Source organism: Lysinibacillus sp. NPDC098008, assembly GCF_044760715.1.
GTDB lineage: Bacteria > Bacillota > Bacilli > Bacillales_A > Planococcaceae > Lysinibacillus.
Window position 1 is genome coordinate 1 of the sequence record NZ_JBIWBA010000011.1, and the last position, 12,768, is coordinate 12,768.

The 12,768-nt window shown below is 38.2% G+C and carries 13 protein-coding genes; 2 read left to right on the forward strand and 11 right to left on the reverse strand.

All coding sequences use genetic code 11. The annotated features are described in order from the left end of the window. Nucleotides 1–321: 321 nt before the first annotated feature. Nucleotides 322–1,584: a dicarboxylate/amino acid:cation symporter gene (locus ACIQVU_RS11040; RefSeq protein ID WP_340806513.1), complete on the forward strand. Its 1,263-nt coding sequence runs from the start codon at nt 322–324 to the stop codon at nt 1,582–1,584. A gap of 54 nt (nt 1,585–1,638) precedes the next feature. Here ACIQVU_RS11040 and ACIQVU_RS11045 read toward each other — a convergent pair whose 3' ends face one another. From ACIQVU_RS11045 to ccpN, 11 genes are all read right to left on the reverse strand, one after another. Further along, a complete protein-coding gene (locus tag ACIQVU_RS11045; RefSeq protein ID WP_340806515.1) occupies nt 1,639–2,253 on the reverse strand; it encodes a hypothetical protein in 615 nt (204 codons plus the stop codon). Between the two features lie 94 nt (nt 2,254–2,347). Then, nucleotides 2,348–2,596: a DUF2164 domain-containing protein gene (locus ACIQVU_RS11050; RefSeq protein ID WP_340808592.1), complete on the reverse strand. Its 249-nt coding sequence runs from the start codon at nt 2,594–2,596 to the stop codon at nt 2,348–2,350. 80 nt (nt 2,597–2,676) lie between these two features. After that, a complete protein-coding gene (locus tag ACIQVU_RS11055; RefSeq protein WP_340806516.1) occupies nt 2,677–2,889 on the reverse strand; it encodes a hypothetical protein in 213 nt (70 codons plus the stop codon). Between the two features lie 15 nt (nt 2,890–2,904). Further along, a complete protein-coding gene (locus ACIQVU_RS11060) occupies nt 2,905–4,026 on the reverse strand; it encodes a Nif3-like dinuclear metal center hexameric protein (protein ID WP_340806517.1) in 1,122 nt (373 codons plus the stop codon). Between the two features lies 1 nt (nt 4,027). Next, the gene (locus tag ACIQVU_RS11065) at nt 4,028–4,720 is read right to left on the reverse strand and encodes a tRNA (adenine(22)-N(1))-methyltransferase (RefSeq protein ID WP_340806519.1); all 693 of its coding nucleotides are present in this window, start codon (nt 4,718–4,720) and stop codon (nt 4,028–4,030) included. Nucleotides 4,721–4,889: 169 nt separating this feature from the next. Further along, nucleotides 4,890–5,246: a cytochrome c550 gene (cccA, locus tag ACIQVU_RS11070; RefSeq protein ID WP_340806520.1), complete on the reverse strand. Its 357-nt coding sequence runs from the start codon at nt 5,244–5,246 to the stop codon at nt 4,890–4,892. A 257-nt stretch (nt 5,247–5,503) separates the two neighbouring features. Next, nucleotides 5,504–6,070: a hypothetical protein gene (locus tag ACIQVU_RS11075; RefSeq protein WP_340806521.1), complete on the reverse strand. Its 567-nt coding sequence runs from the start codon at nt 6,068–6,070 to the stop codon at nt 5,504–5,506. A gap of 234 nt (nt 6,071–6,304) precedes the next feature. Further along, a complete protein-coding gene (gene rpoD / locus ACIQVU_RS11080; protein WP_340806522.1) occupies nt 6,305–7,432 on the reverse strand; it encodes an RNA polymerase sigma factor RpoD in 1,128 nt (375 codons plus the stop codon). A 32-nt stretch (nt 7,433–7,464) separates the two neighbouring features. Then, nucleotides 7,465–9,297, reverse strand: coding sequence for a DNA primase (dnaG, locus tag ACIQVU_RS11085; RefSeq protein ID WP_340806524.1), 1,833 nt, complete (start codon nt 9,295–9,297; stop codon nt 7,465–7,467). Nucleotides 9,298–9,505: 208 nt separating this feature from the next. Next, nucleotides 9,506–10,318: a pyruvate, water dikinase regulatory protein gene (locus ACIQVU_RS11090; RefSeq protein ID WP_340806525.1), complete on the reverse strand. Its 813-nt coding sequence runs from the start codon at nt 10,316–10,318 to the stop codon at nt 9,506–9,508. 11 nt (nt 10,319–10,329) lie between these two features. Further along, nucleotides 10,330–10,968 (reverse strand): transcriptional regulator CcpN, encoded by a 639-nt coding sequence (ccpN, locus tag ACIQVU_RS11095; protein WP_340806526.1) that lies wholly within the window; start codon nt 10,966–10,968, stop codon nt 10,330–10,332. Nucleotides 10,969–11,345: 377 nt separating this feature from the next. Between ccpN and ACIQVU_RS11100 the strand changes: the two genes are divergently transcribed. After that, the gene (locus tag ACIQVU_RS11100) at nt 11,346–12,731 is read left to right on the forward strand and encodes a glycine--tRNA ligase (RefSeq protein WP_340806527.1); all 1,386 of its coding nucleotides are present in this window, start codon (nt 11,346–11,348) and stop codon (nt 12,729–12,731) included. Nucleotides 12,732–12,768: the final 37 nt, after the last annotated feature.

The following is a 12,768-nucleotide window of genomic DNA, read 5'->3' on the forward strand; positions in this document are numbered from 1 at the left end:
GGAAATCAACGGCATCGAAGAAAAAGAGAGTACAGGAACGAATATTCGTTCCTGTACTCTCTCACTTGTGCCTGAGGGACTTTTTCAGTGCCCTCTACAAATAGTGAAGGCTTTTTCTTTTGTATTATAATAGAATCACCGTTTTTTAAGTTGCTATAAAACAGCTTAAACCCCTTGCTATTACTGACTTTATCTATCCTCTTACTAAAAAACGAACAAAATGAACAATAAAAACATTACGGTCATAAAAACCATTGTCGGAAAATTTCAGCTATGATTACTTCATTGAAAGCGTTCACACTAGTGATAGGAGGAAAAGAGATGCGAATAAATTTTAAAAACTTAACAGTACAAGTGATTATCGCTATTATACTCGGTATTATTGTTGGGGCTGTCTTCCCAGAGTTTGGCGCAAAATTAAAAATATTAGCAGATATTTTTATTAAGCTTATCAAAATGTTAATTGCACCAATCATCTTCTTAACAGTTGTTATCGGGATTGGCAGCATGGGTGATGTGAAAAAGGTTGGGAAAATTGGTGGAAAGGCATTAATTTATTTTGAAGTTGTTTCTACATTTGCGCTGGCAATTGGCTTAATCGTTGTCAACCTTGTTCAGCCAGGTAAAGGCTTTAATACAGATGCAGCTAGCAAAGCAGATATTTCTCAATATACAAATGCAGCGGCTGAGGATCATGGCTTTGGAGCATTTATTTTACAAATTATTCCTGAAAATGTAGTAGGAGCTCTAGCAAATGGTGAGTTATTGCCTGTTTTATTCTCTGCTGTTTTATTTGGACTAGCTGCTGCTGCTATTGGCGAACCAGCAAAGCCTGTTATTAAATTTTTCGAACAGGTAGCGGATATTTTCTTTAAAATTGTTAATATGGTAATGAAAATCTCGCCAATTGGGGCATTTGGGGCAATGAGTTATACAATTGGTAATTTTGGTCTAAAATCGCTGCAAAATTTAGGATTTTTAATGTTATCAGTCTATATGACAATGTTTATTTTTATCGTTGTTGTTATCGGTATTATTGCATACTACTTTAAATTTAATATTTTTAAATTTATTAAATATATTAAAGATGAAATATTTATTGTTGTTGGAACATCCTCATCAGAGTCAGCATTGCCTTCAATGATGCGTAAGCTAGAAAATTACGGCTGTTCAAAGCAAGTAGTTGGACTAGTATTACCAACAGGCTATTCCTTTAACCTTGATGGAACATCTATTTATCTATCGATGGCAGCGCTGTTTATTGCCCAAGCCTATGGTATCGATTTAGATATTTGGCAACAGCTTACATTGCTTGCAATTTTAATGCTTACATCTAAAGGGGCTGCGGGTGTAACAGGCTCTGGCTTTATTACACTTGCTGCCACACTTGCTGCATTCCCAATGATACCAGTAGAGGGAATTGCCCTATTAATCGGTGTAGACCGCTTTATGTCAGAGGCACGTGCTGTGACCAACCTGATTGGTAATGGTGTAGCAACAGTTGTTGTATCAAAAGTAGAAAAAGAATTCGATTTTGAGCAGGAGAAACGTGCGCTTGCAGGACAAGTGACAACGGCTCCATAAGTAATAAAAACTGCTGAAAGAGCATGGCTATCGCCTTCAGCAGTTTTTTTATGGCTAATTAATTTTTTCTCGTTGTGCATTTAAAATATGAATAACGTATGCAGCCTGCTGTGGTGCATTTGTTTGGACAATTTTATTAATGGTATCTTCCATTTTAGCAACTAGTGTCAGTGCTTCATGATTGGCATCTTTTATCGTTGTGTGAATCGTAATGGTCGTTTGATTTTCAAGCGTTAAATATTCATAGACATCGAAAGCTTGGAGACCTTCCAGTAAAGCCTCTATTAAAAAATTCGTGCTATCATCCATTTTTTGATAATCCAGCAATGATGTTAGCTCCCATCTTTCAAAAACAATTGTATAATCCTTCAACACAGAGTTTTGGATCGTATTTTTAGCAATGGACATTAGATCATCTTTTATGGCAAGAAAGTACTCCTCTCCTCCAACAACCTGTATAACCAATTCTTTGTCTGCCGTTCTTTTTACATCAATCCCTACATATGTTTCAAGCAGCTTTTCTTTTAATGTAGCCTGCGTGAATGCTTCCTGCGTGATGAGCCGCTGCTCCTCTTGCACAATTTTGGGCTCTCTACCCTCTGCAAACAATATGACGACAGCTATAGTCGCTAACAGTAACCCTATAATTATTCGTAGCCTTCTATGCATATCACCCCTCCTGATAGGAAGGTATGACTAGCAGAAATGCAATATTCACTACCTAAAAAGATGACCGCTTCCATGCGAGAAAACGGTCATCCTATTATTTTCTATTGATTGGTCGTTCTAATGCCATTAGCTCTTCTTCAATAGAAGCATATTGTCTTTCTACCACATACTTTGCATCGGATAATGCCGCATTGTAAATGTATGGCGCAATATGTTCTTTCATAAAGTCCAATAAACGCTCTGCCTCAAATTCGCTTAGCTCTTCATCTCGCTGATTATAGAAAAAACGTTGAATATCCTCAATCATCATTTCTTGTTGTGCCTTTGTAAAACGAATAAACATAGCCATCTCCCTTTCTGCAAGTATATTAATAAGCGTATTTTTTAGCCGAATACTAATTTACCTAGTATTCGGCTTGTTGATTACTTTTGACATTCAAAGCCATATTTCGTAGATAGAAAGCTTTTTTCCTTTGTTACAATGGCTTGTCCACCTTCACTTTCACATTGCTGTGTCATTGCATCGATTTTTTTATCATTCATCATATTGGTCATCATTGTCATACCAATGCCAAATACGGCGATAAATAGACCAATAATAATCCATAGCTTACCAGCAGATTGTTTAGTTGCCATATGTGCTCTCCTCACTTATACAAATAAAAATGGTTCTGTATGGATGGCTGATTGGACAAATTCAACATGATATTTTTTCTCTGCGCATAGTGTCGCCATTTTCTTGGCAACGCCTGCAATCATCACCTTTTCCACATGATGACCAGGGTCAACAATTTGTAAGCCAATCGCCTGTGCATCCTGCGCTGTATGGAAATACATATCTCCTGTTAAAAAGACATCTGCTCCTGCACGTTTTGCTGCATAAATATATTTATTGCCATCACCACCAACGAGTGCAACTTTCTGAACCTTTGACTGTAAATCGCCTACTACACGCACTGCTGGTACATCTAGCTGCTGCTTTACATAGCTTGCAAATTGCTGTAAGGTCATTTCCTCTGGTAGATAGCCTACACGCCCTAAGCCCATTTGATTTGTACGCTGTTCAAGACGGATAATATCATAGGCAGGCTCCTCATATGGATGGCTGTTTAGCATCGCTTTTATGACGCGATTTTTAATGGATTCTGGAAAGACAACCTCTACCTTTACCTCTTCCTCCATATGTAATTCGCCAACAGTCCCTACGAATGGATTTGCACCTGCTGCTGCACGAAAGCGCCCTTCACCAATAGATGTATAGCTACATGCCTCATAATCACCAAGTCGTCCTGCACCTGCCGTTGCTAGTGCCTCACGCAAATGTTCAGCATTCGCTGTTGGGATAAAGACAGCAAGCTTTAAAAGGCTTTCTGAATAAGTTTCTTCTAAAATGGTACGCTGCTCAAGCTGTAAAGCATCTGCCAATAAATCATTAACACCACCTGCAGCTACATCTAAGTTCGTATGAGCTGCATACACAGCAATATCATGCTTAATTAGCTTTTCATATAAGCGTCCTGCTGGATTGTCTGTGCGAATATTAGCAAGACGTCTAAAAATTGGAGGATGGTGTGCAATAATTAGCTCACAGCCTTTGTCAATCGCCTCACTCGCTACAGCTTCATTGACATCCAATGTAACTAACACTTTATGAACAGGTTTATTTAATGTACCAATGGCAAGTCCAATTGGATCATTATCCATACAAGCTAGCTTTTTCGGTGACCATGATTCAAACACTTGAATGATTTCTTGACCATTTACTGCTTTCATCTTACAAAACCCCTTCCACTAAATGAATCAGAGCCGTTAACTCTGCACGTTTTGCTTCAATTTCAGGTGTTTGTTCTGCATCTGCAATGGATCGCAATACTCGTTGCCAATTTTCCTTTTCACGCAGCCACTTTTTAATAAATGCCGGTGAGCGACGTTGGCTTAATCGAGGACCAACTAAAATTTCTGCCTCTGAAAGCTCCATTTGTCCTCGTTGTAATACGAGAATTTCATAGATTTTATCATCTTCTTCTAAAATTTCTTCATCAACAATTGCCCATTGATGTGCTAAAGCCCATTCGCGAATTACTTTGGCATGAATATTCGGCTGTAAAATAAGACGTGTTACACCTTGCAGCTTTTCTGGATGCTTCTCTAAAATAGAAACAATTAAAGGTCCGCCCATGCCAGCAATTGTTATTGTGTCTACATGGTCAGCCGCTTCAATCGCTGCCAGCCCATCAGCAAGACGTACTGTAATTTTTTCTGTTAGCCCTTCCTTTTGTACCTGCCCGACTGCTGATTCATAAGGTCCTTTAACAACCTCTCCTGCAATGGCATACGAGGCAATCCCCCTATGAACGGAATAGCATGGTAAATAAGCATGATCACTCCCAATATCAGCAACAATAGCTCCTGAAGGAATAAATTTTGCGACTGTTTCTAATCGCTTTGATAGTTTTTGTGCGTTCATTTTATACCGCCTACCTTAAAATAGAGTCCACTCTTAGTATGGATGATGTAAAGAAAAAAAACAAATGGCGTCGCCCAAAGTTTATCATCTAAAGAAACAACCCCATATGCATGATTTTTTGCATTAAAAAGTAGCTGCACCATTTCAGTACAGCTACTTGTCATTCATCCTATTCTAATGTAGAGATGTATTCAGCAATTGCTTTTGCTTCATCTTCTGTTTTCATGTTTGGTTGCATTGGTGTACCTTCAATACCGTTTACTAAAACGTCTACGATATGCTCTTCATCTAAACCATGTAGATTTGGACCCATACCGCCTGTTAAGTCACCGCCATGACAACCGATACAAGATTGTACTAATGCAGAGCCATCATCATTCGCCTCTGTTGTTTCTGTAGATTCGCCACCTTCATGTTCAGCAGCAATTTCTTTCTTGTTATCTGCACCTTGTAAAGACATGAAGAAAATAAGACCAATACCAAATGCGAGAATTAAGATGTAAGGAACGACTGGATTGTTTTTCATAAGTTTCCCCTCCTCATTTTAAGTCTACTTCTATCTATAATATAGAATCAGTCAACATCTAATATTGTACTTCATTCCTAGAGAAACGAAAAGCCCTATTCGCTAAGTTTTCCTTTGTTTGTAACAAATTCGACATTTCTGTATCTATTGGCTAAAATATGTCTTGCCATTCCAAAAATGGATACTAATCAGTTGCTATTTATATGCGCTACTAAAAATCAAAGTTTCCTTTTGCTACTAATGATAACTACTAAAGCTCACACTAAATTTATGATATAATACCCAATCAGCGCTAGTAATCCTAGTACACCTGAAACAGTGAAATAGAGTAGCTTCATTTTGATGCCTGACCAAAGCCAAATCACACAATTGGCAGCAATTAAGCAAAATAACACGAGATTATCACCACTAAAATAAGTAGTGCAAATGCGAATAGACATGCTAAATAGTAAAATGGCAGCAAGTAAATGAAAAATAGGGGCTAATAGATGTTTTTTTCGCGCCATATTCCATGCAATGATAAATAAGATACACGCACTAATCCCCACTACAATGGTTAAAATCAATGTCAAGGAAGTGATTGTAAAATAGATGGCTAGCATCGCAATAATCACGATACATAGCCCTACGATTAACAAAATCATTTTGCGTTTTTCTGTTGGCAAAACAGCTTGTTTTGGGTGTTGTACAGGCTCTAATTCTTCTGGGTCTGCTCCTTCTGTATAAAGAGCTGCTAAAAAATCACAATAGTGTTCTGGTAAAAGTTTATTTTGTTTCCAAAACAAAATCTCATTCAGAATTATCTTTTTTCGAGGATTTGTCATAGTGTTAGCTCCAAACATTGCTTAATAATGGTTGTTGTTACAATTTTATCTCACACTATAAAAAAACACATCTGTATAAAGTAGCAAATCTATTATTTTGTTCCTTCTAATTATCTATTATTACCCATCATGCTATAGGCGAATAGCTTTTGTTTTGCAGCTTTAAGCTATTAAAAAGGAGCTATCCTCATGAGCTTGTTGCTCATTATACGGACAGCTCCATCTATATTCAATTTATTCTAAGAAATCTTTTAGACGTTTACTGCGAGAAGGGTGGCGTAATTTTCTTAGCGCTTTCGCTTCAATTTGACGAATACGCTCACGTGTCACACCAAATACTTTCCCTACTTCTTCTAATGTACGTGTGCGACCATCATCCAAACCAAAACGTAAACGAAGCACGTTTTCTTCACGGTCTGTTAATGTATCTAGCACATCTTCTAATTGCTCTTTTAACAATTCATAAGCTGCATGGTCAGATGGAGATTGAGCTTCAGAGTCCTCGATAAAATCTCCTAAATGGGAGTCGTCTTCTTCCCCAATTGGTGTTTCAAGAGATACAGGTTCTTGGGCAATTTTTAAAATTTCGCGTACTTTCTCAGGTGTTAAATCCATTTCTTCGCCAATTTCTTCTGGAGAAGGCTCACGACCTAAATCCTGTAATAATTGACGTTGTACACGGATTAATTTATTAATCGTTTCGACCATATGAACAGGAATACGAATTGTACGTGCTTGGTCAGCAATTGCACGTGTAATTGCCTGACGAATCCACCATGTTGCATACGTAGAAAATTTAAAACCTTTACGGTAATCGAATTTTTCAACGGCCTTAATAAGCCCCATGTTCCCCTCTTGAATTAAATCAAGGAATAGCATACCACGACCAACGTAGCGCTTCGCAATCGATACAACAAGACGTAAATTCGCTTCTGCCAGACGTTTACGCGCTTCCTCATCACCTTGCTCAATACGCTCTGCTAATGCTATTTCTTGCTCTGCAGATAATAAGTCCACACGACCAATTTCCTTTAAATACATACGTACAGGATCGTTAATTTTAACACCTGGTGGTACACTTAAATCATTTAAGTCAAAAGTTTCCTCATTTGCTTCTTCTTTCATTAAGCTTTCTTCTTCAAATTCTTCTTTACCGATAATTTGAATATCTTTATGCTTTTCAAGGTCTTCAGCAAAATGGAAAATTTCTTCGTTTTCCAATTCATAAGGAGCAAGTTTCTCTGAAATTTCTTTCATTGAAATTTCACCTTCTGTTTTTGCCTTTTCTTGTAGGATTTTTTTTGCATCATCTAATGTAACTTCTACTTCTATCTCTTTTGAACGTTCTGACTTGTCCGCCATAAACCTTCCTCCTTCTAAACAACCGAATCGGGTTAAATCGCCGATAACGATTTTCTTAAATGAATAATCTGTTGGGCGATTTCAAGTGCACGTGCATACTCATGCATCTTCTCCGCTTCCTTTGACTCATGCATCTTTTGTTCAATTTCTTGCTCAATTCTATATTTTTGAAGCTGGCGTATAGAGTCTAGTACCTCTGCCTCTGCTTGATCAGGATCTCGCTCCACTAAAGCCGCTTCCATCACAATTTTTCGCAATTCAGCATCATCCAAAATTTCCATAAAGCGTTGATAATCAGGATGACCATATTCCTCATAAAACCCTACTAAGCGAACAAACACTGCCATATAAGCATCTCGTACAAATGGTTCTTTTTGCTCACTTCGTAATACCCTGTCTACTACATCTATATTATGAAGCATATGTGCAAGTAATAAACGTTCGGCACGTTCGGCTGCATCCATAGGCTTATGTTGTTGCGTGACTGGCATCGAAGGCTGATATATCGGTAATTCTGCTTTTGTAGAACGTACCTGATTTGCCTCTAGCTTTCGGAATTGAGCATAAATGGCTTCCTCTGAGATATTCGTTTCATTTGATAGCTGCCGTATATACAAATCTCGCTCGACTGGTGAGGACCTACCTATTAGCTGCTCTAGTACTTCTTGAATATATTGAAGCGTATCATTTTCAAATTGAAAATTCTTATTGCGTCTAGCATGCATCATCATAAAAGCAATATACGCGTGAGGATTTTCCAAAATTTTCTCTTTAAAGGCTTGTCCTCCAAAAGTACGAATATATTCATCTGGGTCTAATTTTTCTGGTAGCACCGCAATATTCACTTTCATGCGCTCCGTATGCAGTAGTTGCGCCGCTCTTTTCGCTGCATCAAAACCAGCATTATCACCATCATAGCAAATTGTAACTTGCTCTACTAAGCGCTTCAGCTTTGTGATATGCTGATTTGTTAGCGAAGTCCCCATTGTTGCAACGGCATTGCTAACGCCTGCTGAGCTAGCTGCCAACACATCCATAAAACCTTCCATCAATATTACTTGACGATTTTTCCTGATAGAAGTTCGTGCTTGATCTAGGTTATAAAGCACTTCACTTTTTTGAAATATTGGTGATTCTGGACTATTTAAATATTTTGCCTCTTCACCAGTAGCTGAAAGTATCCGTCCTGAGAAAGCAATGATTTTGCCGTTCTCATCACGAATCGGAAACATAATGCGCCCTCTAAAACGATCAAAATAACGCTCTTCCCCTTCTCGCTTAATGATTAAACCACTTTCTGCAATCTCTTGTAAGTTATAACCTTTTCTTTCAAGCAATATTGTTAATGCATCAAAGCTTGGGAGAGACCAACCGATGTTATTAGATTCGATAAGTTCCCTTGTAAATCCTCTTTCTAGCAAATAATTTAAAGGTTCCTCACCATCTTCGGTGTTCAACAGTAAATGATGAAAAAAATCTGCCGCAAAAGCATGTGCCTCTTTCATCCGCTCTTCTGCTTTTGAAACCTTTTTCGTAACGCCTGGGAAACTTGGCTCAATATCTAAATGTATGCCAGCACGCTCCCCAAGTTTCACAACTGCATCAGGAAAAGAAATGCCCTCTATATCCATTACAAAAGTAATGGCATTACCACCTGCACCACAGCCAAAGCAATGAAAAATTTGCTTGTCCGTTGATACAGAAAAAGACGGTGTTTGCTCTCCGTGAAATGGACAGAGCCCAAACCAATTTCGCCCACGTTTTGTAAGCTGCATATATTCACTAATCACATCAACAATATCTGACTGTGTGCGAATTTGCTCAATTACTTCTTCTGGAATCTTCCCTGCCAAATCCATCACCATCTTAAATATTTACGTTCTAAAAACACAATTCGCTATCCATTTTAAAATTCCTTTATTTCTCGACAAAAAATAGGATTTTTCTCTTTTCAATATTTTTACCACAATTTTATTATTATAAAACAAAAATTAGTATTTATCTATACCATTTTCAAAATCCACTCAAAAAAACCGCCTCTATGAACCGAGGTGGCTTATGGAAGTCCCATCTTTATTTACAAGTTAAAATATATTCAATAATCGTATTTGCTGTTTCTTCAACAGCCTTATTTGTGACATCAATGACTCGGCAGCCTATTTTATCGACAATTTTCTCAAAATGTTGAATTTCTTCTAATATACGATGATGTTGCGCATAGATGGCATCATCATTTAAGCCAAGCGATAGCAATCTTTCTTTTCTGATAGAATTTAACTTTTCAGGCGAGATAATTAACCCAAAGCATTTTTTCGGATCTATCTGTAAAAGCTCTTCGGGTGGCTCTACCTCTGGAACTAAAGGTACATTCGCCACCTTATATTTTTTATGGGCCAAATACTGTGATAGTGGTGTTTTCGATGTTCTTGACACACCGACAAGTACAATATCAGCTTGCAATAATCCACGTGGGTCTCTACCATCATCATATTTTACGGCAAATTCAATCGCTTCGATTTTTTTAAAATAGTCATCATCTAGCATATGAACAATACCTGGTGCTTCCAATGGTATTTCTTCCATAAAGGTTGCCATGGACTGTAAAGCTGGCCCTAAAATATCAACAGCCTGTACATTTTCTTGTGCACATAGCTCATGTAATAATGAGCGCATCTCTTGCCGCACAAGCGTATAAACAATAAATGCTCGTTGCTGTGCTGCAAGACGAACAATTTTACGGATAAGGTCCTCAGATTGAATATGAGGGAATCGACGAATCATCGTATTTTCTAAGCCTGGTCGGAACTGGCTAATAACAGCTTTCGCTACTTGATCACCAGTTTCACCGACAGAATCTGATACAACAAATACGCGTAATCTTTTCATACAGCTCTCCTTCAAATCTCGATGTTTTGTGCAAGTGATAAGAAAGCTCTTGTAATCGTTGTTTTTGTTAAACGACCTACAATGTTTAAGCCACCTTCTTTTGGCTCAACAACTGGTAGCGAATCGACTTCCCTTTCAATTAGCTTATTCGCTGCCACAACTAAAGAATCTGATCTTTCACAATACGAAATATTTGGCATACGCGTCATAATAATGTGTACAGGAATTTTGTTTAAATCCTGTGAACCGATACTTGTACGTAATAAATCCTTACGTGATAGGACGCCTGTCAAAAACTCATTCTTATCTACGACAAAGAGTGTACCAACATCTTCTGAAAACATAAAGCAAATTGCATCATAAACTGTCATCGTTTCTGGTACAACGACAGGACCAGAGTGAAAATCTTTCACTTTCAATGAATGAATACTATCTAGCAATGTAACAGATGCCTTTTTACCTGAATAAAAATAACCGACTCTCGGCCTTGCATCTAAAAATCCTGCCATTGTTAAAATTGCTAAATCTGGTCTTAACGTTGCCCTTGTCAGATTGAGACGCTCTGCAATATGCTCACCCGTAATAGGGCCATTTTCTTTCACAATCTGTAAAATGTCTTCCTGACGTTTATTGAGTTCGATTGGACTCACCGCCTCAAATCTAATAGTGTTATACTTATGCTCGATTATTATATACTATTTTAATAATTATTGCGAATTAAAGAACTACATGCTACAATATCAACACATACGCTTCTGTTCGATACATGTTCGAGCAAGATTGTGTTATACAGGCGATGAGGGGAAAAAAGTATCTGTTCCATATACAAGCGAGTAGAGATGGTGAAAGTCTACACAGTAACAGAGAAAAGGCACTCCCTGAGCTAACTTTTTGAAAAGAGGTTTTAAACATAACGTTTAAAACAATCAGGGTGGAACCGCGGGTATTAGCACTCGTCCCTGGGCATACATTGTGCCCGGCGACGGGTGCTATTTTCATGTAGTGTAATTTAAAGGAGGCTATTTTCATGACAAACAAATCAATGGAAACAATCGTATCATTAGCAAAGCATCGTGGCTTTGTCTTCCCAGGTTCTGAAATTTACGGAGGTCTTGCAAACACTTGGGATTACGGTCCACTTGGTGTGGAATTAAAAAATAATATTAAAAAAGCTTGGTGGCAAAAATTTGTCCAAGAATCTGAGTACAATGTAGGTCTTGATGCTGCTATTCTGATGAATCCTAAAGCTTGGGTGGCATCAGGTCATGTTGGTAACTTTAATGACCCAATGATTGACTGTAAAGCTTGTAAGGCTCGCCATCGTGCAGATAAAATTATTGAGGATGCTGCACTGGCACAGGGCGATGAAATTATTGTAGACGGTATGACGTTTGACCAAATGAAAGAAACAATGGTGAAATACAATGTTGTTTGCCCTGATTGTGGAAAGGCTGATTTCACAGATATTCGCCAATTTAACCTAATGTTTAAAACATTCCAGGGTGTAACAGAGTCTTCTACAAATGAAATTTACTTACGCCCAGAAACAGCTCAAGGTATTTTTGTCAACTTTAAAAATGTCCAACGCTCAATGCGCAAACGTACACCATTTGGTATAGCACAAATCGGTAAATCATTCCGTAATGAAATCACACCAGGTAACTTCACATTCCGTACACGTGAATTTGAACAAATGGAGCTTGAGTTCTTCTGTAAACCTGGCGAAGACCTTGAGTGGCATGCATATTGGAAAGAATTCTGTAAAAATTGGTTACTAAATTTAGGGATGAAAGAAGAATCTATGCGTCTTCGTGACCATGAGGATGATGAGCTATCTCACTACTCTAACGCTACAACAGATATCGAATTCAAATTCCCATTTGGCTGGGGAGAGCTGTGGGGTGTAGCGGATCGTACAGATTACGACTTAAAGCAACATATGGAGCATTCAGGTGAAGATTTCACATATATCGACCCTGTATCAAATGAGCGCTATGTTCCTTATTGTATCGAGCCATCATTAGGGGCTGACCGTGTAACATTAGCATTCCTATGTGATGCGTATGATGAGGAGGAGCTTGAAGGTGACGATAAACGTACTGTTTTACGTTTCCATCCTGCACTAGCACCATTTAAAGCGGCTGTACTACCGCTTTCTAAAAAATTATCTGATGAAGCGGCTGATGTTTGGGCTGAGCTTCGCAAAGCATTCCCTGTTGACTTTGATGAATCACAATCAATCGGTAAACGCTACCGCCGTCAAGATGAAATTGGTACTCCATTCTGTATCACATATGATTTCGACTCCAAAGAGGATGGTCAAGTAACAGTGCGTCATCGTGATTCTATGACACAGGTTCGTATGCCAATTGCCGAAGTAAAAGCATATATCGAAAAACACCTTCAATTCTAATGCACAAAAAGAGAGAGTTCGCCATCTGTTAGGCAAC

Coding starts and splice junctions, on each gene's coding strand:
- ACIQVU_RS11040 (WP_340806513.1), top strand. CDS start 322: ATGCGAATAAATTTTAAAAACTTAACAGTACAAGTGATTATCGCTATT.
- ACIQVU_RS11045 (WP_340806515.1), bottom strand. CDS start 2,253: ATGCATAGAAGGCTACGAATAATTATAGGGTTACTGTTAGCGACTATA.
- ACIQVU_RS11050 (WP_340808592.1), bottom strand. CDS start 2,596: ATGTTTATTCGTTTTACAAAGGCACAACAAGAAATGATGATTGAGGAT.
- ACIQVU_RS11055 (WP_340806516.1), bottom strand. CDS start 2,889: ATGGCAACTAAACAATCTGCTGGTAAGCTATGGATTATTATTGGTCTA.
- ACIQVU_RS11060 (WP_340806517.1), bottom strand. CDS start 4,026: ATGAAAGCAGTAAATGGTCAAGAAATCATTCAAGTGTTTGAATCATGG.
- ACIQVU_RS11065 (WP_340806519.1), bottom strand. CDS start 4,720: ATGAACGCACAAAAACTATCAAAGCGATTAGAAACAGTCGCAAAATTT.
- cccA (WP_340806520.1), bottom strand. CDS start 5,246: ATGAAAAACAATCCAGTCGTTCCTTACATCTTAATTCTCGCATTTGGT.
- ACIQVU_RS11075 (WP_340806521.1), bottom strand. CDS start 6,070: ATGACAAATCCTCGAAAAAAGATAATTCTGAATGAGATTTTGTTTTGG.
- rpoD (WP_340806522.1), bottom strand. CDS start 7,432: ATGGCGGACAAGTCAGAACGTTCAAAAGAGATAGAAGTAGAAGTTACA.
- dnaG (WP_340806524.1), bottom strand. CDS start 9,297: ATGGTGATGGATTTGGCAGGGAAGATTCCAGAAGAAGTAATTGAGCAA.
- ACIQVU_RS11090 (WP_340806525.1), bottom strand. CDS start 10,318: ATGAAAAGATTACGCGTATTTGTTGTATCAGATTCTGTCGGTGAAACT.
- ACIQVU_RS11100 (WP_340806527.1), top strand. CDS start 11,346: ATGACAAACAAATCAATGGAAACAATCGTATCATTAGCAAAGCATCGT.